This is a genomic window from Dysgonomonas sp. 520 (assembly GCF_010501095.1).
GTDB lineage: Bacteria > Bacteroidota > Bacteroidia > Bacteroidales > Dysgonomonadaceae > QVMP01.
This window is the reverse complement of record NZ_QVMP01000023.1, coordinates 144725-165275: the sequence shown is the minus strand read 5'-3', so window position 1 is coordinate 165275 and position 20551 is coordinate 144725. Positions and strand designations below refer to the sequence as shown.

Here is a 20551-nt window from a genome sequence, read left to right as displayed (position 1 = left end):
TGGTTTTGACGATTTAGTCATGATTATTGCTTGCGGTCTGCATAATTTTAGAATTACAAATTCATTGATTTTTAATCATATATAATTTTATTGAATATAATGTCTAATTAAAAAAAGAAAATTATGGTAACAGGCAAAGTAAATGGTGAAGCAAAAGGCACTTGGTTGGAAGATTTTATTGGGGTTGACCTCCCAATAGTTAAAATCTCCAGTGATGGTAAAGTATGCACCTGCATAATGGATAATGAGGGTAAAAAAACTGAGGTAAATATAAGCTCAATGTATGTTACAATTTTGGATAATAATGAATAAATTAAGATAAAGCTATAGCTCTTTTCTACACTCATACTTTTTTCTACATTAATAATGATGGGGTTGGAATAACTTAATAGTAGTTCCAATCTTTTTTATTACCATTTGACAATAAAAATATACAATCTTTATCTATTTTTGTGGGATGAAAAAAAATAGAGTAAAAAAAGCCATTGAACCCATATTACCTGCCATATCGCTGGCTTATATTGCACAACAGTATTTTGGAAAATCGAGGCAAAATATATATCAAAAAATCAATAATTTAACAATAAATGGAACAGAATATAATTTCTCTGATGGTGAGATTGATGTAATGATTAATGGATTGAAAGATATTAATAGAAACATCACTAAATCAATTGGTATGTTACAACATACTAAGAGAATAAGAGCTAAACATTATACAAACAATAATCCTTTCAATCATCAAATGTTTAAAGAATGGTTGTATCAAATTCCCAACCATCATAAGTTGAAGTATTTAGAACCATTTGCAGGGTCTAATAATATTATCCAACTTGCACAAGATATTAATAATAACATAAATGATTGGTCTTGTTATGATATTGAACCACCAATCACAAATAATGTACCTCAATATAAAATCATAAAAAGAGATACAATTAAATCATTTCCAAGTGGCTATGATGTGATTATAACTAACCCACCATATTTGGGTAAAAGTTCAGCATCCAGAAGAAAATTGAATTTCCCTGATACCCACTATGATGATTTATATAAATTGTGTTTGGATATAATGTTAAATAATTGTCCTTATGTTGCTGCCATTATACCAGAATCATTTATTACTAGTGGTTTGTTTCATAATAGGTTGTTTGGGGTGATTTCATTAAATAGTAAGATGTTTAATGATACTGATTGTCCTGTTTGTTTGGGTTTGTTTATTCCCAATAATCAAGACAATGGTGATTTCAAAGTATATATTGGTGATGATTATGTTGGGATGTATAATGATTCAAAACAATATGATTTATCAGAATATGTAAAGAGCAATAATAATTGGGTGTTCAATGATTCACAAGGTAGTATAGGTGTTAAATGTGTTGATAGTCAGAAAGGTGCTGATATCTATTTCCATAGAGGTGAAATAATAGACCCCAATAAGATAAAGGTTAGTAGCAGGGCATTTACTCGCATTGGTGGGTTGCCTGAAAATATTGATTTAGATAGGTTTATTGCTGAATGTAATAAGGAACTTGGATTATACAGAGACAACACCAAAGATATATTTATGACTTCATTTAAAGGGTTACGAAAAGATGGTAAATATAGAAGAAGAATCGACTTCAAGACAATCAGATACATTTTGAATAAAGTATTAAAAAGGCAGTACCCAAACATATAATGCACCTCTTTAAGAGGTGCAGATATTGCATTTACTTAGTAATAACAATAAATTTGTCTTCTTAGTGATAATAATAATTTCATCTCCATAGTGATAACAATCTTCAAACTTCCTTTGAGGAATAACAATTTTCAAACTTCCTCTTAATAGTTATATTATATATTATAAGATAATAGTTATAAAGTAATAGTTATAAGCAATAAATAAATTAACTAATTTTATAATTATAAGAAAATTTGAAATTGAAGAATAATATTTATAATACAATTGATAATAAACTTAATATATAGAACTATCTTTATTTTTATTGAAAATATATTAAGAAATATTTGGTTAATTCAAATTTTTGTACTATCTTTGTTCATCAATTGAGAATTACCTCAATTCATTTAATACAATTCCCTGCAATAGTAGCAGGCTACGTAATTAAAATATCATTAATAACAAACAAAGGAGGTTACTCAGTAGTGATTGGGTAATAGTTGGAACAAACAATAAGTGATTCCAACATAAATTTCTTTCTTGTTGTTTTTGGTGTTTTTTCTTTTTATCCAAATCAGGATAGTAGAAACTTCCCATTAATAGCATATATATAGCTTCTTCCAAGACAGTAATTAACTGCTTTGGGCTTATATCTTCAATATCCCTACTGAGGTTATAGGTAGCACTTATTTGTTGGGGTTTATGTTATTTAAAAGATTTTTAGGTTATGAGTAAAATGGGAAGATATTACCAACAGCAATTAGATTATATACCTTATGGTGAGGTACAACAAGATAGCAATTATCCAACACCACAGGAATATGAAGAATACTGCGAATGGGTCAAACAGAAAGAGTTAGAAGACTTTGAGAATATGCGATAGAAAAACCTTATAAAGTGTAGATAATCATAAAAGTTTTCTATATCTACTAAATAGTAGACACTTTGAGGAAAAAGTTAATATTTATATATAAAGGGTTGGTGATAATATGGGGCTTGAAATTCTTCTTTCATCTTGCTTCAAGCCCCAACAACCTGACATAGAAAACTAATGAAGATGAAAGAAAAAATAAAAACAAAAACAAGATGAAAACAAAAACAATATTCCAAGACTTTAGCATTAACTGCTTAGACCTGTTGAATATAGACAACATTAATATAACTGATATGATGCTGATGAGCTACATCATCAACTTAGTAGGCTCTAACTATGAATTAAAAAAATACTTCAACAATGATAGTAAACAATTTCATTTGATGATAAGAACAGAAATGTTGGAGAATAAATTTAAATTATCCAAAAATACAATTCTTTCTTTCTTCAAGAAAATGAATGAGTTAGGTTACATCAAATCATTTATAGGTAAATCAAATGACACACCAAAGATTAATTGCATTATAATTAACTTCAATCAGTTATCAACTTCTATTGGTTATGATTTCTTTGAATATGATAAGGCTGGATTATCAACTGCTTGGGAGAAGTTTAAATATAACAAATCCCAACAACAAGGCAGTACACATGAAGATGCTGCACCCACCCCAATAACTGAGGTTAAAAAAGAAACTAAGATTATAAATATGGTAGATAGACAACCAGTTAAGATAGCTATGAGCAAGCAGCAGCCAATAACCCCACTAAATGAATTATTACCATCTTCAACAGATGACGAACCACCACTACCATTTGGTGATAATAATAGTTATGATGAGGATGAAGATAGTAATAATGAGATTGAACCAATACCATTGATTGATGAATTTAATGAAGAATTTGGTGAACTTCCAGATACTGCATCAATTGCGAATTTAAAAAATACCCTGAAGCGAGAATCGAAAATAGGGAGGGAGCAACTAATTTCTGATTTGGGTTATCACCTAAATAACCATTTAACAGGATTTATGGCAGACCCACATATTAATGATTCCCAATTTAACCAAATAGAGAAATGGTTTGAAAAAATAATATAATAACTAAAAAATAAAACAAGATGAAAGAAACGATTAAGAGCAAGTTCATAAAAAAAATGAATCAAAGTTTTAACCTATCAAAGAAAAATAAATTTTCATTGCCTGATATGGCAATAGAGATAGGTGCAACAACAGTAGGTTTAAATAGAATAATTGATAAGTTAATTACAGATGGTGATTTTAACTTAGTTAAAAAATGTGGGAAATACATAACATTGAAGGATATGCGAAAGGTAATAACCAAAACCACAGCAATAGAAATATTAGGTGTAAGTAAAAAAATCTTCCAAGAAATGGAAATACCAATAATGAAGGAAACAAAGAATCCACATTACAGTTGTGCAGCACCAATGGTTTTATATCTCGAAAGTGAGATTATTAAATACAAACAAGCCTAAAGATGAAAGAAGAATTTATATACACTAATCCCAATCCAAATGGAGATAACATAGGAGATTGCTATTTAAGAGCATTAACACTACTGTTGAAGAAAGATTTTTCCTATATAAAGGGTGATTTACTCAAGTTCAAACAAGAACTAGAAACTGAAATGAATGAAAAATACGATATTAATAATGGTTATCTATTGACCCAATACCTACATAGTAAGGGTTATATAGCATTCAATAGATGGTTCTTCAATTGCCCTGTATGGCAATTAGGTAAAAAAAGAACAACTATGTATAAAGATATAGTAGTAGCTGTTGATAACCACATAACCTTTATGAGTAAAGGTACTTGCTATGACACTAGTTATGATGTTATCTTAGAAGATGTTGATATGGTTTTTATTCACCAAAGTTCTCTAACAAGTAGAGATAAAAAAGATTTATTCTTGACATAAAAAAAAAGCTGCACATGACAATCTGCACCCATCCCAACAGAAAAAGAAAAATACTAATAAAAGAAAATTGGTATAGTAAATAGTAAACATTAATTCATATTTGATTTTGATGCCCCTAAGTCGTGATGATTTGGGGGTATTGTTATAACAACGCTATTATCAATACCATAAATGGTTATGACAGAAAGGATTATTTATATATTGGTAATAATTATATTAATAGTGGTGATGATATTCAACAAACAAACTACACATGATACCCCTGCACCCATCCCAATAACTACAATAACTGATACTATATATGTTAGGGATTCGATAATAATAACAGAGCCTAAATATATTACCAAATATCAAACTCATATAACAACAGATACATTATATACAACAGATAGTGTATTAGTTCCTGTACATCTTCCAATTGAGACTGCAATATATCAGGACAGCACCCCAACATATAAATATAAAGCTATTGTAAGTGGGTATAGGGCAACATTGGAAGAATTGAACATCTACACCTGCACACCACAATATAATACTGCCATCACCAAATATAAGCCTTATAAATGGTCTTTGTCACTTGGGGCATCATACCAACCATTTAATAATACTTTCCACCCATCAATCAATATTGGTTATAACATCTTCAGCTGGTAGCAAGTAAATAACTATTCACAATAAATATTTTTCAATTATTTTCTATATAAACCAAATAAACGAAAACTCGACACTATTTATTTATATAAGAGATTAATAAAAATGATATAATAATATGGAAAAAGAAAAACACAAACAGAATGGTTATACAAAACTATTAATAGAACTCTTAGAGGGTATGTTTATGGAACTCTACCCAGAAGATAATAACAATAAAGCAATAACCTATTATGGGTGGGATGGCATAAAAAAAGAAGAAACCCACCACAAACCAAATAAAAAATAAATGAGATATGAAAAATGAAGTCAAACCAACAAATCAAAGAAATTAATGAAAACATAGAAAATAATATTCTTCAAAAATTTAGTACAACAGAAAAAATACAAATACAAGAATATGTTAGTAGGTCAATTCTTGCTACACAATGGCTTACAGGCATTAAAGGTTTAAAGTTCAAAGATGATTATACATTCACTGATTTACAGTATGATAAGTGGGATATAGAATTACCCAAATCAAAATCAGCATTGGAAGTTAAAGAAAGAGCTACAATATATGATGGCAGTCTTATATTACAGGAAGATAAATATAATGCCTTACAAATTGCTCGTAACCCATATTATGTAAATTATACATTAGACAGCAATATAGTATATGTATATAATATTAATGATGAGAAGGTTATTAATGCTCCATTAATATTAGACCCTTTCAATAAGAATACAACAGATAGTAGGGAAGATAAAGTTGAAAAACTGGTGAAGTATCTACCTACTGAATGGGCTACCAAATGTACTATACCTAATGTAACGCAATTTATTAACCTTAAATGTCAGTATATAGATAACCTGATTAAGCACCCCACCAAACTAAATGCCATATTAAAAAAATCTACTGGAAATGAAACACTATAATTATGCAGGTAACGGACGTGGTGGTAAATATGGAAACAATAAGGGAAAAACATATATCAATTATAATATACCTCCTATAATCACCCCAGAAATAACCCAACGATTAAAAGAGTTTAATAAATGGTTTGAAGATAATTATGAGGATATCAAGACCATATTAATAAGCAAGAATAAATTTAATGATGAGGTTATCAGCGATACATATTACAAGGTATATAGGTATATCGAATATGGTGGGGTTATTACAAGTAATTTAAGGTATTATTGGAACACAAGTTATTTCACAAATCTCTTTAATTTCACCATCACCCAATCAAAAAATGAAGCAAAATTCATTTCCACATCGACAATTGATATAATAGACGACGCAGAAGAAGATGAGGTAACATATCAAAATAATATCAACTTAATTAATAATATACAGCAATGGTTGGAGGATAATATAACCAATGACATAGACAGGGAATTATTTATAATCTATATGAATTTAAAGAAACATCCCAATTTTAAAATGACATATAAGAAGCTATCAGAGATAACCAATATTCCTCAATCACGAATTGCAGAAACAATAAAAAAAATAAAAGAACAAATAAATAAAGAATTTAAAAAAACTAGACGATTATGATTAACATTTTATTCACCATTTTCATTTACACTGTTATTAATGCAGTAGCAATAACATTAGCTTGGTTACTAACAGAGAATATTGGTACAAGGATAGCAGACCTACACCCCATATTAGATAGGAAACCATTTAATTGCAAGCCTTGTACAACATTCTGGCTTACCCTATTAGGGCAATCAATAATTGCCTATATAATAGGTAGTTGGTTATGGCTCGCATTAGGTGTTGTTACTGCCTTTGTAATCTTCTTCAATATCAACTATCAAGATAAAAAACAAATAGAAGATTAATTATCAATAAATTAAAAATATTATGGATATAGTAGAAAAAATAAAAGAACTAATTCAACAAACTGAGAAATCAAAAATATATAAATCACAATTGATTACTGATTATTATAATGAAGTATTTGGTACTAATGAGAAACCAACAAATTGCGGTAGTTGCTTAAGGGTAAAGTTATTAAAATTGAAAAACTGGGTAAAGGAGCAAGAAGGTAGTTCATCGCAACCAACCCCACCAAACCACCTAACATTTGAAGAAGCTAGGGAAGAAATCACAATAATAAATGATGCTCTAAGAAATGAAATAATTGAACCTGATAGTAAATTGTCTAATGATAGATTGGTGGAGGTGATTGAAGAAAAAATAACTACTAGAAAGAAAGGTAAAAAGAAAAAAGAATGATAGTAATGATTGGGGTGGATTTTCCACCCTTTTTTTGTTGAATAATAATACTATTATTGGTATGCCATTTTTTAATACTAATATTTTTACAGCAAACCATTTAGTGATAAGGGTTTATGATGCTGCGAACCCCACCACCAAAACAATTTAAACAGTGTTTTGCCATATTCACCCACCTCTCACAGATTTTTGGTTGGGTTTGCAACTAATTTTACCCCCTGCTATTTTGGTGGGGTAAGTGCTACTATTTACCTGACAGACTGACAGTTTTTATTAGAATACTATAAATATTTCTCAACCTATTTATAATATTACCCATATTAAATTGACAATATATAATTGATTAATAATCTATTAGCAATGATTGGGTTGGAATCCCACGAGTTCTACAACCCAACTACCCCACCAAAAATATAGATTATCAATATACTATACTGGGTTGGTTATACCCAACCCCAACAAATAATAAAAATATTGATATGGGAAAGCACACGAAAAATAAAGCTGATACAGGGAAGAAAATATATGAGGTATATAAAGACTTGGTTGGGTTAATGCCAGTCCCTGACATAGTAAAAAAATACGCTGCTGAATGGGATATTGGTGAATCAACCATAAGGGCGTGGTATATACCAAAAGCCTATGAATTAGCAGAAGAAAATTTACAAAAGAATACAGCAAAAATATTATCACGACAAATTGCAACTATCAGTAAGATAGGTGCTGAAGCAATTGCTAATGGTCGTTATAGAGAAGCATTACAGGCAACAGAGCAATTAAATAAACTATCCAATCTCTATACAGAAAAGATTGAATTGGAACATAAAGGTAATGTTATTAATCTACAATTTGCAGGTTTTGATTTATCAGATAATAATGATGAAGAAGAACCAACAGATAATGAAATATAATATGTATAGGGCGTTCACATGGAACGCCTTTTTTATGTTATAATCATATAAATATCAATATTTTAAAATGTTGGTATTAATGAAAAATAAACAAAACATATATGATTTACATCGCAAGCGACAGTTAGAAAAAGCACAAAAACAAGCCAATAAGCCTGTTGTACAGTTATACCATCCTCACAAGGGGCAACAACATATACATCGCTATATATGTAACCCCAACAAAAAAGAGGTATCTAAAACTATCTTCTTGTGTTGTAGTAGGCGTTGGGGCAAGTCATATTTTGCACTTAATCAAGCCCTATATGATGCCTTATCAATTCCCAATAATAAGATTGGATTTCTAACACCAACATATAAGTTAGCATCTGAGTTATTTAACCTGCTATATGCAGCACTTGGTGAATCATTCCCATATTATCTAAGCAAGGCAAAAGGTGCAAACAGCAGTAGTTTGAAGTTCAGATTTAGCAATGGTAGCAGTATTGAGTTCCATTCATTTATCACCCAACCTGAAAACCTTAGAGGTTTGACCTTCACAGAAATGTATGTTGATGAGTTTTGTTTAATGGAACAATCAGTATATAATGCTATTGTTAAACCTATTACCTTAACCTGTACTCGTGTGGTGTATATGAGTACACCAAGGGGTAAATCACATTTCAGCCATAAGATATACCTATGGGGTCTTCGTGATGAATATAAGAATTATAAATCATTTCACTTTGATATATATTCAAATCCACTTATACCAATAGATGAAGTTGAATTAATAAAAGAATCAATGCCAGAGTTAATATTTAGACAAGAAATATTAGCAGAATGGATTGAGGACGATTTAACAGCATTATTTAAGAATGTTGATGAAGTTATTACCAACATAGATAACATTCCTGTAAAACGTTTATATGGTGGTTTAGATGTGGGTAAACAGGATAGTACAGTTCTATCAATCAGTGATGAAGATAACAATGTAAAGTTCATATATAGATTCAATAACCAAGACTATAATCTGATAGTTGAACAAGTGATACAGAAGTTGAAATATCACAATGTAGTATCTTGTATATGTGAGACTAATGGGGTGGGTTCACCTGTATTTGATATGCTTAAATCATCAGCTAAAAGAAATGTATGTAGAACCCAACTGAAAGAATGGTATCAGTTGAATAGAAATAAGAATTATATAATTGAGCAATTAATAATATTGTTCCAAAATCGTGATATAAAAATATCTAATGCTATTGAATGTTTAGAGCAATTAAAGTTAGAACTTAAGAACTTTGGTATGGAGTTTAACCCCAAAACCAGAACCATTAGATATTGTGCAAAGGGTGGTTACCACGATGATATAATATTGTCTTTGGCTATGTGTATGGAAGCAGTAAAACAAAAATCATCTAATACATTATCCTATACTGTTGTGAATATGGGAAACAGAAATAGGTCGTAAAGAAAACGCAACCTAAAATTTTAAATAATCAACCTAAAAAATGGGTGTAATCAACCTATTTTTTGAAAAAAGCAACCTATTTAGTTGGGGTCCTAAATTATTATAACTATCTTAGCTGCAGATAATTAAATAGTTCTTTGTTGTAATTATAATTAATATTGATTGTTGCAATTTATAATAATTGATATAAAATAGGTTGAGAAATCTATTTATTCACTCCAACTGAGGTACGGGCAACTGTACAGGTGGTTTGAATCAATTTGCAAATATAAACATCTAATAATCAACGCTATTTGCAATATTCAGACATAAAAAAAGCAGCTAAATAGCTGCTTATAAATTGTCTAATTTTCTAATAAAAGCGGAAGCGGGGGGATTCGAACCCCCGGTACAGTTACCCGTACGTCAGTTTAGCAAACTGGTGGTTTCAGCCACTCACCCACACTTCCAACACAATCTTAATTCCAGATCGCGATGCAAAGATAATTGATTGTTTTGATTATACAAATACTATTCATCACAATTATTTACATTTTCTAAATTACTTACTGAAAGAATAATCGTATTTTTGTTGTCTCTGAACGATTTAATATCGTTTTTGTATTAACCGGAATTATTCAGAAAAAAAATATAAAATGAATTGGGAACAACTACTTTCATCCAAACGCTTCGGGATGGAAAAATATCACGATGAAAAAAAACACGACAGAACTGCCTTTCAAAGAGACTACGACAGGTTGGTGTTTTCCGCACCTTTCAGGAGGTTGCAGAATAAAACTCAGGTATTCCCTTTGCCCGGAAGCATATTTGTTCATAACAGATTGACGCATAGTCTCGAAGTTTCATGTGTGGGACGTTCCCTTAGCCTGTCGATATCCCGTGAACTGAGAAAAAAATATCCGGAATCTGAAGCTGCTTTCGAAGAAATTGGAGCTATCGTTGCGGCCGCTTGTCTGGCTCACGACCTGGGGAACCCTCCTTTCGGACATTCTGGCGAGAAAGCTATTTCAACTTATTTTGCCGAAGGAAAAGGCAGGTGTCTGGAAAATGAAGTCCGAAGCACAGGCGGAAGATGGGAAGATTTTATCAATTTCGACGGTAATTCCAATTCTATCCGTCTTCTTATCCATCAATTTAAAGGAAGAAGGAAGGGAGGTTTTGCCATGACCTACTCCATGTTGGCATCCATAGTAAAATATCCCTATTCATCTGTAAATGCAGATGGTAAGTTAGGATTCTTCCAATCGGAAGAGAACGATTATAAACTTATCGCCGAAGGGTTGGGGGTACATAAACTATCCGAAAATCCTCTGCAATATGCACGCTTTCCTCTTGTCTATTTGGTTGAAGCTGCCGACGATATCTGTTACAAAATAATGGATATTGAAGATGCCTGTAAATTGCACATATTGTCGATGGATGAAACTATAAACCTTTTTCTGAATTTTTTTTCCGAAGAAAAGCAAGACCACATGAAAGATACCATGTTGATGGTTGATGATGTGAACGAAAAGATAGCATATCTTCGGTCGAGTGTGATCGGGCTTTTGGTGGATGAATGTGCCCGTATTTTTCTTGAAAATGAAGAGAGTATTCTTGCGGGAACTTTTCAAGGAAGCCTCATCAAACATATATCGGAAAGAGCGAAAGAAGCCTATCGAACATGCACAGAGGTCAGCATAAAGCGCATTTACAGGTCGAAAGATGTTCTGGATATAGAACTGGCCGGGCATCGCATCATCGGTTTTCTTATTGAGGTTTTTGTTGACGCTATTCGGAATCCAAACGACAGATATTCTCAACTTCTGCTGGAAAGGATACCCGAACAATATGAAGTTAAGGCAGAAGACTTATATACACGGATTCTGGCAATACTCGACTACATATCGGGAATGACTGACGTTTATGCATTGGATTTGTACAGAAAAATAACCGGTATGAGCCTGCCTGCCGTTTAATGATCTCTTATTTTAATTAACTTTGTTCCGTTTATAAAAATCCATATCCACCTTATGCAAGAAAGACATTTAAACCGAAAGCAATATTTTGAAGAACAAGCAGCAACTTGCGAAAAATATTATATTCCATATATTGAGAATATTGTACCCGTTTCAGGTCTTTCGTCAATTTTAGAAATCGGTTGTGCTGATGGTGGTAATCTCTTGCCGTTTGCAAAACGAGGAATTGATGTAATAGGAGTGGATATAATGGACGGATTTATAGAACTGGCTAAAGAAAACTATAAAGAATTAGGCATAAAAGGAACATTCATTGCTACCGATATATTTAAAACAGACAATGTTTTAGGCACTTTCGATATGGTGATCGTTCATGATGTTATCGAGCATATCTACGATAAGAAAAATTTACTGTTGCATATTAAGAATTTTTTGAAACCGGGAGGGGTTGTCTTCTTCGGATTTCCGGCATGGCAAATGCCTTTTGGCGGACATCAGCAACTTTCCAGAAATAAATACATATCGCACATGCCTTTCATTCATCTTTTACCCAATTTCATTTATAAAGGATTGATGAAAGCAGGAAAAGAGCCGGAAAGCGTAATGGACGAATTACTGGACATTAAGCGTTGCCGGATATCAATCGGTATGTTCAAAAAATTGGCAGCAACAACTAACTTTGAAATACTAGACGAACGTTTCTATTTCATCAATCCTCACTATGAGATAAAATTTGGATTGAAACCCAGAATTCTGCCGAAATTCTTTTCCAAAATACCTTATGTCCGCAATTTCTACACCACGGCATGTTTTTTCATAATCAGACCCGTGTAAACAAAGCAGTTCAACTCTTACGGGTTTAACAATTCTATTTCTGTTCTTTTTGCGTAACGGTTGACGAGGCATTCACACAGCGCAGATAAGCGACCGGAACAAAAAGATGTTAATTAAAATTTCAATCGGCTAAATTTCTTTCTTCTCCGTATATAATAATCCCAGAGAAGACTTCTCGGGTATATGGTTATCGTAGTCTTATTCACCGTTTTAGATAGGTTTTCTTTTCTCGTTTGGCGATAATTCGATTTTATTTTCCTGAACTCCTGATTTGCCTTTAATACGGCTTTTGCATTAGAAACCTGACCTGTAATCAACATTTGAAAAGCCGCTAGCAGATCGAGAAAATAACGCATCCAAAGCACCAGATTCAACCTCTTGGATGGCATGTTTTTATACATCATCAACAGGTTATTCCGAAAATTGAGAAAGGTTTTGTGTGGACTTGATTCGCTCAAGGTTGCGCCTCCCACATGATAAACAACCGAGGTGGGAATGCATACCACTTTCCTCCCTCTTGCATTCAAACGCCAACAAAGGTCTATTTCTTCCTGATGAGCAAAAAACGATTCGTCCAACCCTCCGGCATCAAGATAATCTTTCAATCGGATGGTTATACATGCCCCCGTTGCCCAGAAAATATCTATTGTAGTGTCATATTGTCCATTATCTTTTTCCACCTCGCTGAACAATCGCCCCCGGCAAAACGGATATCCGAGTTTGTCGATGAAGCCGCCTGCAGCTCCGGCATATTCAAAAAAGTGTTTTTCCCTTTGAGCTAGAACTTTGGGTTGCAATGCTGCAACATCCCGATTGTCATCCAGGTGTGAAATCATCGGGTCGAGCCAGTTTTCAGTAACTTCCACATCCGAATTCAGCAAGACAACATATTCCGAATCAACCTGTGCCAGAGCCTTGTTGTAGCCTCCTGCATACCCATAGTTGTCCGGCAATAGAATCAGTTTCACGGATGGATAATTTTCCCTGATAAAAGATACGGAGTCGTCGGAAGAGTTGTTGTCGGCAACAATGATATCAACACTATCTCCTTGCGAGTATTTTGTAACAGAGGGAAGAAATTGCTCCAGCAATTTTCGCCCGTTCCAGTTGAGAATAACTACCGATACTTTTTTCATCCAGCTTCTGTAAAATCTTTTTTCTTGTACTTCCAGCGTTTGTGAGTCCATAACCAATATGCAGGATTACGCAAGATAGTTTCTTCCATCGCGCGGATATACTTTTCGGTTATTACATTTTCTGGTTCTTCTTTCGGTTTTTCAGATATCAACCTACATTCACCTTCATACCTTCCTCTGGAAATCTTTTTCACGTCGAGGTAGACTACGGAAAAACCCGTTGTTTTTGCTATTCGTTCCACTCCTGTGAAAACAGCCGTATCCTGATTCATGAACTTTGTCCAATAATGAATGTTCCCTTTGCTGGGTGTCTGGTCGGACATAAATCCAATGAGTACTTTTTTTCCTGATTGCCTCATCCTGACAATTGCTCGAAGAGTATTGTTTTTAGGAATGTTGACAGCCCCAAAGCGGCTCCTTATTTTCAGGAAGATATCGTCAACCGCTTTGTTTTTTAACGGACGGTATATGTCGCCCGTCATCACATCATTGCCCATCAACAACGTTATAGAGGGCACCCACTCCCAATTGCCGTAATGCCCCAGATACATTAGAGCCGAATTGCCGTCTTTCATGAGGTCTTTCACCAAATCTATATTCTTGAAAACAAATCGTTTCTGCATCTCTTCGTTACTTATATGCAGTAGTTTGATTGTTTCCACAAAATAGTCGCAAAAATTATGGTAAAAATCTTTCTCTATCTGTGCCAATTGTTTATCGGTCTTGTCGGGAAAAGAGTTCTTCAGGTTTTCTCGTACCACTTTCAGCCGATAACCAAATATTTTATATACAAACAGATAAAGTATATCGGAAAGAATATACAGTAGTCTGAAAGGCAATAAGGCATGAACAAGCATCCATGAATACAATAGAAAATATGTGATTTTATTCAACATCGAAATATTTTTTTAAGATTTGTCATTCAGCAAGACTTGTAACTTACACTACTGGTAACTCGTAACTTGTCTACTCGTAACTGTTTAATGTCAGGGCAGAGCAACTTGCGTTGAAATCTCCCAGCTCTACTGTTTTTATTATATTTACAATAGATTCGTTGTAATCAGCTTCAACTTTTACATAATTTTCCGTGAAACCATACATTTTATCATCATGACGGGTATGCTCGAACAAAACCTTGCCGCTTCGGCCTTGTTGCGAGCGGTAAAATTCGTTCAGTTTCCGGTCCGAAATATCCAATAAGGTTTTACATCTGTCGTGTTTCGTTTTCGGGTCGACAACGAAATCAATTTTTAATGCCTGCGTATTAGGTCGTTCCGAGTAGGTGAAGACATGCAGTTGAGATATGTTGATACTATCAATAAACTGACGGGCGTCCTCAAAATATTCGTCCGTTTCGCCACGGGTTCCCACAATAACATCTACTCCGATGAATGCGTCCGGCATCACTTGTTTAATTTTTTCGACCCTCTGTTTGAACAATGCCGTGTCATATTTTCGTTTCATAAGACTCAAAACATTGTCTGAACCCGATTGCAAAGGGATATGAAAATGAGGGGCAAAACGTTTCGACTGTGCTACATATTCAATTATCTCATCGGTCAGAAGGTTTGGTTCTATGGACGAAATGCGAAAACGCTCGATGCCCTCCACATCATCTAAAGCCTTCACCAGATCGAAGAATGTTTCGCCTGTGGTTTTGCCGAAGTCGCCGATATTGACACCTGTCAGAACTATCTCCTTGCCACCTTTCGCAGCCACTTCTTCCGCCTGTTTCACCAAGTCCCGAATAGTTCCGTTACGGCTTCTTCCTCTGGCCAGAGGAATGGTGCAATATGTGCAGAAATAGTCACATCCATCCTGAACCTTAAGGAAATAGCGCGTGCGGTCATCCTGTGAGCAGGATGGCACAAAGGTTTTTATATTATTTGTTTTAGAAGTGCAAACCGTTCCTTTATCCTTTTTCTTCAACTCGTTCAGATAAGAGACAACATCCAGCTTTTGTTCAGCACCTAAAACAACGTCCACGCCCTCTATCGCAACAATATCTTCGGGTTTCAACTGTGCATAGCATCCCGTAACAATAACAAATGCTCCCGGATTTTCCTTTATCAGCTTCCGTACCGCCTGACGGCATTTCTTATCCGCCAGTTCGGTAACCGAACACGTATTGATTACACAAACGTCAGCCACCTCTCCCTGACGGGCTTTTCTGATACCCAATTCCAAAAGTTGCTTGCTAATGGCCGATGTTTCTGCAAAATTGAGTTTACACCCCAATGTCAGGTATGCGGCTTTTTTATCTTCAAATATCGAATTATCAATCATTTATATAGTAATATAGCTATTCCTTATTTATCCGGAATCTACAAAATTACATAATTTGTATCTATTTTGAGGATAAAATGCTTGGAGAATATATCATCTGTAACTATTTTTGCACAAAACCGCGAAAAATGAGCAATAATTATGATTAAAGAAAATTTTATACAGCTTTATGAGGAGAGTTTCAAAAACAACTGGGATCTTCCTGCTTTGACCGACTACTCAGAAAATAATACCAGATATTACAAAGATCTAGCAAAGGAAATAGCTGAGATTCATTTGTTTTTCAACAATATAGGAATAGAACGGGGCAACAAAATAGCCCTTGTCGGAAAAAACAGCAGCACGTGGTGCGTTGTTTATCTTGCCGTTATCACATACGGAGCGATAGTGGTTCCTATATTGCCCGATTTTCATCCGAACAATGTTCAGCACATAATCAACCATTCCGACTCAAAACTTTTGTTTGTGAGCAATCAAATATGGGAAAACCTGGATGAAGAACAAATTCCTCTGATAAAAGGGGCGATTTCTCTATCCGACTTGTCTTGTCTGTATGATAAGAACGGACATATAAAAAGCGACCTGACTCAAAGGCAAAATCGCTTGAAGGAGTTGTATCCCGACGGATTCGGTAAAGAAAATATAAAATATGCGGATGTTGACAATTCGGAAGTCGTTTTGTTGAACTACACTTCCGGAACAACAGGATTCAGCAAAGGTGTTATGCTGACTGCTAACAATCTTGCTGGAAATGTGGTTTATGCCCACGGACTCGACTTGCTACACCGGGGCGAACGCATCCTTTCGTTCTTGCCATTGGCACACGCATACGGTTGTGCGTTCGACTTCCTTTATGCGATGTCGGCAGGCGTGCACACTACATTGTTGGGCAAAGCACCCTCCCCGAAAATATTGATGCAGGCTTTTGCCGAAATCAAACCCAATCTGATCGTAACTGTTCCGTTGGTTATCGAAAAAATATACAAGAAAGTTATTTTGCCAAAACTTAGCAGTCCGACAATGAAAGTGGCTCTGAGTTTGCCAATCGTTAAGCAAAAAATTTATGCCAAGATAAAAAATAACCTGACGCAGGCACTTGGAGGCGAATTTTGCGAAGTTATTATTGGTGGTGCGGCTTTCAACAAAGAGGTTGAGAGTTTCTTTCATCAAATCAAGTTCCGTTTCACGGTTGGTTATGGCATGACCGAGTGTGCCCCTCTTATTTCTTACGATCATCACTACGATTTCATCCCTACGTCTTGCGGACAAGTGTTGAAAGATATTATGGAAGTGCGTGTAGATTCGCCCGATCCATACAATGTGTTGGGAGAGATACAAGTAAGAGGTGAAAACGTGATGGCAGGATACTATAAAAATGAAGAAGCCACTCAAGCTGCATTTACCGAAGATGGTTGGTTGAAAACGGGCGACTTGGGTACTATTGACAAAAATAACCGCATCTATCTGAGAGGAAGAAGCAAAACCATGCTGTTAGGTCCAAGCGGTCAGAATATTTTTCCTGAGGAAATTGAAGCCAAACTGAATAATATGCCTTACATCATGGAGAGCCTTGTTATCATGAGAGAGGGCAAACTTGTAGCTCTGGTTTATCCCGATTATGAAGCAATGGACAATGATGGGATAGGGGATAAGGATCTGGAAACCATAATGGATGCCAATAAGCAATCTCTCAATAAAATGGTTTCGAACTACGAAAGCATCAGTTCTATACACATCTATCCCACCGAGTTTGAAAAAACTCCGAAAAGAAGTATTAAAAGGTATTTATACGAAACATAAATGTACATTTTTGTGTACATTTATGTGTGCATTTTTCTTATCTTTACGAGAAACAACTAAAAGCTGTATGTTATGATAATTATTAGTCCGACCGATTTAAGAAACAATCAAAAGAAATATCTTGATCTGGCTGAAACTGAAACAGTTGTAATAAAACGAGGTAAGAAATTGATAGAATTAGTTGTAAAAGAGCGGCTGATTACAGATGAAGATTTGAAGAAAGGAATTTCGGGAGAAGAGTTATTAAATAGGCTCAAACCCCGAATTAAAAAGCTTTTTGATAAATGAAGATCATCTTTGATCCTGAAGCCGAAGAATTTTTGTACCAACTAGTGGAAATGTTATACCATAAGGAATATTTCGGGTTCTATGAAGATGCGGTGGAATATGTTGCAACTTTGATTGCAGACATAAATACATCTTTACCAAATAAGCTAAAGAAATCAGCTTCAAAGCATTTTTCCAAATACGGAAAGAACCTGGTTTACACTATGTTCAAAAAGAATGACAATACACAATGGTATGTCTTCTTTAACTATGAAGATGATGTTTATTATATTCGTTATATCGGGAATAACCATACTTGTGCCCAATATTTGAATGAATAAGAAGCCACTCAATTATAAAAATGACCCGTACCGCACATGTATGGGTCATTTTATTTTCCAGTCATTAAAAAGTTATTAATTTTGTATCCGATTGGAAATTAAATAACAACATATACGCTTGTGAATACGGAAGAAAATTGGGATATAGTAATTAAGCCCAAAAAAGAAAAATATGGTTTGAATCTGAAAGAAGTATGGCAATACCGTGATCTTCTTCTTATGTATATCAACCGCAATATTACAACGGTATACAAACAAACGGTGTTCGGGCCTCTCTGGTTTTTCATTCAGCCTATATTTTCCACCATTATGTACACGTTTGTTTTTGGAGGCATTGCGGGAATACCAACGGACGGGATTCCGCAACCATTGTTCTATATGGCAGGAATACTATGTTGGACCTATTTCACGGAGTGCCTGAACTCATCCTCAAGCACATTTTCGGGCAATGCCAATGTATTTAGCAAAGTGTACTTTCCCCGACTGGTGGTTCCCTTGTCCGGCATCATATCCAACATATTTAAACTCAGCATACAGTTTTTCTTATTCTTTGCGCTTTACATCTATTTCGTTGTAGCTAAAGGAACACCTATGAGTATCAATATCTATGCTTTACTGTTTCCTGTCCTGATAGTTATGTTGGCTTTTCTCGGATTTGCTTTCGGAATCATCATATCATCCATGACCGTAAAATACAGGGACTTAACAATATTAGTTGCATTTGCTGTCAACCTCTGGATGTATGCTACACCTATCATCTATCCATTGTCGATACTGAAAGACAGATTTCCCGAATGGGCATGGCTGATAGAATACAACCCGCTCTCGCCAATCATCGAAACGTTCAAGTTTGGATTTCTCGGTGCGGGCGAATTCAGTTGGTATTCTTTAGGTTACAGTTTGCTGTTCACTGTCGTAATCACACTTTTTGGTATCAGGACATTCAACAAGGTAGAAAGAAACTTTGTCGATGTAGTCTAGGGCATTGGTAAGTAAAATAACCATTATTGTAGGGACTGCGATTTGCACTGTCCGAAAAATAAATTCGCTTATTGATGAACATAGCCTATATCTCACGGTTCGAATCTGTAAATATCAAAAATTGGTCTGGTACAGAATATTTCATAGCCGAAGCTATCGGAAGCAGATTGGGCAATCATCTTGACATCGTAGCCGGTCTGCAGGAAAGACTGGATATATGGACACGCATCAAATATCAGGTCAACTTCAGAATGGGTAGAAAGTATAGCCTGAACAGGTCGCCCTATGTTGTCAAGCAATATGCAAAGCAGGTTGAGCACCAACTGAAAGGGAAAGACATAGATATAATTTTTTCGCCGGGAGTGATGCCTATCGCACACCTCGAAACCAATACCCCCAAGGTTTTCTATACCGACGCCACCTTTGCCTCGATGGTCAATTATTACGACTGGTATACCGATCTGAGCAAAATCACAATCAATGAGGGTAACAGGCTCGATCAGATTGCAATAGATACATCCAATCTTGCCATTTTTTCGTCCGAATGGGCAGCTCAGAGCGCAATAAATGACTACGGCGCATCTCCCGATAAGGTGAAGGTTGTGCCTCTGGGTGCGAACATCGAAAAAGAACCCGAACTCAACGACATTAAAAATGCAATATCGAATAGAAGTAAAGATGTATGCAAGATTGTATTTATTGGGGTGGATTGGATCAGAAAAGGTGGAGATACTGTGTTCAGAACAGTCAAAGAGTTGAACAATAGTGGATTGGAAACCGAATTGCATACAATCGGGATAACAAAATTGCCAGCCGATGTTCAATCCGAATATTTTGTTTTCAATCACGGCTTTATTGACAAATCAACGCCATCCGGACTGTCGGAATTGGAGAAAATAATCAGCGATTGCCATTTTCTTTTTGTACCATCACATGCCGAAGCCTATGGCTTAGTATTCTGCGAAGCCTCCGCTTACGGACTACCTTCCATCGCCACACGCACGGGAGGCATACCAACAATCGTAAAAGACGATTTGAACGGGCATACATTCAATCTCGATAGCTGCATATCCGAATATGCCGAATATATATATAATGTGTTCAATAACAAGAAGATGTATGCCGAGTTAGCACTTTCATCCTATAATGAATACAAAACCCGCCTCAATTGGGATGTAGCGGGGCGGATATTGAACAAGTATATGAAAGAATTATTATAAAG

The 20551-nt window shown here is 34.8% G+C and carries 24 protein-coding genes and 1 tRNA gene; 21 read left to right on the top strand and 4 right to left on the bottom strand.

The window, feature by feature from the left end:
• The first annotated feature begins 123 nt into the window (after positions 1-123).
• From D0T56_RS13560 to D0T56_RS13495, 14 genes are all read left to right on the top strand, one after another.
• The gene (locus tag D0T56_RS13560; protein ID WP_163320691.1) at positions 124-312 is read left to right on the top strand and encodes a hypothetical protein; all 189 of its coding nucleotides are present in this window, start codon (positions 124-126) and stop codon (positions 310-312) included.
• A gap of 145 nt (positions 313-457) precedes the next feature.
• Positions 458-1681, top strand: coding sequence for a DUF5053 domain-containing protein (locus D0T56_RS13555; protein WP_163320690.1), 1224 nt, complete (start codon positions 458-460; stop codon positions 1679-1681).
• A 709-nt stretch (positions 1682-2390) separates the two neighbouring features.
• The gene (locus tag D0T56_RS13550) at positions 2391-2546 is read left to right on the top strand and encodes a hypothetical protein (RefSeq protein ID WP_163320689.1); all 156 of its coding nucleotides are present in this window, start codon (positions 2391-2393) and stop codon (positions 2544-2546) included.
• Positions 2547-2749: 203 nt separating this feature from the next.
• Entirely contained in the window at positions 2750-3634 is an 885-nt protein-coding gene (locus D0T56_RS13545; RefSeq protein ID WP_163320688.1) for a hypothetical protein, read from the top strand.
• Positions 3635-3654: 20 nt separating this feature from the next.
• Positions 3655-4032: a hypothetical protein gene (locus D0T56_RS13540; RefSeq protein ID WP_163320687.1), complete on the top strand. Its 378-nt coding sequence runs from the start codon at positions 3655-3657 to the stop codon at positions 4030-4032.
• 2 nt (positions 4033-4034) lie between these two features.
• A complete protein-coding gene (locus tag D0T56_RS13535; RefSeq protein ID WP_163320686.1) occupies positions 4035-4478 on the top strand; it encodes a hypothetical protein in 444 nt (147 codons plus the stop codon).
• 177 nt (positions 4479-4655) lie between these two features.
• Positions 4656-5132 (top strand): DUF6808 domain-containing protein, encoded by a 477-nt coding sequence (locus D0T56_RS13530; RefSeq protein WP_163320685.1) that lies wholly within the window; start codon positions 4656-4658, stop codon positions 5130-5132.
• Positions 5133-5247: 115 nt separating this feature from the next.
• A complete protein-coding gene (locus D0T56_RS13525; RefSeq protein WP_163320684.1) occupies positions 5248-5418 on the top strand; it encodes a hypothetical protein in 171 nt (56 codons plus the stop codon).
• Between the two features lie 14 nt (positions 5419-5432).
• The gene (locus tag D0T56_RS13520) at positions 5433-6047 is read left to right on the top strand and encodes a hypothetical protein (RefSeq protein WP_163320683.1); all 615 of its coding nucleotides are present in this window, start codon (positions 5433-5435) and stop codon (positions 6045-6047) included.
• Positions 6034-6675 (top strand): hypothetical protein, encoded by a 642-nt coding sequence (locus D0T56_RS13515; RefSeq protein WP_163320682.1) that lies wholly within the window; start codon positions 6034-6036, stop codon positions 6673-6675. Before D0T56_RS13520 ends, D0T56_RS13515 begins: the two co-directional genes overlap by 14 nt.
• Entirely contained in the window at positions 6672-6965 is a 294-nt protein-coding gene (locus D0T56_RS13510) for a hypothetical protein (RefSeq protein WP_163320681.1), read from the top strand. The genes D0T56_RS13515 and D0T56_RS13510 overlap by 4 nt, the downstream gene beginning before the upstream one ends.
• 22 nt (positions 6966-6987) lie before the next feature.
• Positions 6988-7362: a hypothetical protein gene (locus D0T56_RS13505; RefSeq protein ID WP_163320680.1), complete on the top strand. Its 375-nt coding sequence runs from the start codon at positions 6988-6990 to the stop codon at positions 7360-7362.
• A gap of 479 nt (positions 7363-7841) precedes the next feature.
• Positions 7842-8273 carry a hypothetical protein gene (locus tag D0T56_RS13500; protein ID WP_163320679.1) on the top strand — a complete coding sequence of 144 codons (432 nt, stop codon included), beginning with the start codon at positions 7842-7844 and terminating at the stop codon, positions 8271-8273.
• A gap of 79 nt (positions 8274-8352) precedes the next feature.
• Positions 8353-9726 carry a terminase large subunit domain-containing protein gene (locus tag D0T56_RS13495; protein ID WP_163320678.1) on the top strand — a complete coding sequence of 458 codons (1374 nt, stop codon included), beginning with the start codon at positions 8353-8355 and terminating at the stop codon, positions 9724-9726.
• Between the two features lie 362 nt (positions 9727-10088).
• On the opposite strand, the gene D0T56_RS13490 is transcribed toward D0T56_RS13495, so the two are convergent.
• A tRNA-Ser gene (locus D0T56_RS13490) sits at positions 10089-10175 on the bottom strand.
• A gap of 186 nt (positions 10176-10361) precedes the next feature.
• On the opposite strand from D0T56_RS13490, the gene dgt reads away from it, so the two are divergent.
• Positions 10362-11684 carry a dGTP triphosphohydrolase gene (gene dgt / locus D0T56_RS13485; protein ID WP_163320677.1) on the top strand — a complete coding sequence of 441 codons (1323 nt, stop codon included), beginning with the start codon at positions 10362-10364 and terminating at the stop codon, positions 11682-11684.
• A 54-nt stretch (positions 11685-11738) separates the two neighbouring features.
• Complete coding sequence (locus D0T56_RS13480; RefSeq protein ID WP_163320676.1) at positions 11739-12518, top strand: bifunctional 2-polyprenyl-6-hydroxyphenol methylase/3-demethylubiquinol 3-O-methyltransferase UbiG; 780 nt, start codon at positions 11739-11741, stop codon at positions 12516-12518.
• 113 nt (positions 12519-12631) lie between these two features.
• Here D0T56_RS13480 and D0T56_RS13475 read toward each other — a convergent pair whose 3' ends face one another.
• The 3 genes from D0T56_RS13475 to mtaB form a co-directional block, all read right to left on the bottom strand.
• Positions 12632-13654, bottom strand: coding sequence for a glycosyltransferase family 2 protein (locus tag D0T56_RS13475; RefSeq protein WP_163320675.1), 1023 nt, complete (start codon positions 13652-13654; stop codon positions 12632-12634).
• On the bottom strand, positions 13651-14550 hold the full coding sequence (locus D0T56_RS13470; RefSeq protein ID WP_185153886.1) for a lysophospholipid acyltransferase family protein: 900 nt from the start codon (positions 14548-14550) through the stop codon (positions 13651-13653). Before D0T56_RS13470 ends, D0T56_RS13475 begins: the two co-directional genes overlap by 4 nt.
• Positions 14551-14620: 70 nt before the next feature.
• A complete protein-coding gene (gene mtaB, locus D0T56_RS13465) occupies positions 14621-15940 on the bottom strand; it encodes a tRNA (N(6)-L-threonylcarbamoyladenosine(37)-C(2))-methylthiotransferase MtaB (protein ID WP_163320674.1) in 1320 nt (439 codons plus the stop codon).
• 141 nt (positions 15941-16081) lie between these two features.
• Between mtaB and D0T56_RS13460 the strand changes: the two genes are divergently transcribed.
• From D0T56_RS13460 to D0T56_RS13440, 5 genes are all read left to right on the top strand, one after another.
• Complete coding sequence (locus D0T56_RS13460) at positions 16082-17740, top strand: AMP-binding protein (protein ID WP_163320673.1); 1659 nt, start codon at positions 16082-16084, stop codon at positions 17738-17740.
• A gap of 72 nt (positions 17741-17812) precedes the next feature.
• Positions 17813-18028: a hypothetical protein gene (locus D0T56_RS13455; protein ID WP_163320672.1), complete on the top strand. Its 216-nt coding sequence runs from the start codon at positions 17813-17815 to the stop codon at positions 18026-18028.
• Positions 18025-18348: a hypothetical protein gene (locus D0T56_RS13450; protein WP_163320671.1), complete on the top strand. Its 324-nt coding sequence runs from the start codon at positions 18025-18027 to the stop codon at positions 18346-18348. Before D0T56_RS13455 ends, D0T56_RS13450 begins: the two co-directional genes overlap by 4 nt.
• Positions 18349-18468: 120 nt before the next feature.
• On the top strand, positions 18469-19329 hold the full coding sequence (locus D0T56_RS13445) for an ABC transporter permease (RefSeq protein WP_163320670.1): 861 nt from the start codon (positions 18469-18471) through the stop codon (positions 19327-19329).
• A 74-nt stretch (positions 19330-19403) separates the two neighbouring features.
• Entirely contained in the window at positions 19404-20549 is a 1146-nt protein-coding gene (locus tag D0T56_RS13440; RefSeq protein WP_163320669.1) for a glycosyltransferase family 4 protein, read from the top strand.
• Positions 20550-20551 lie beyond the last annotated feature (2 nt).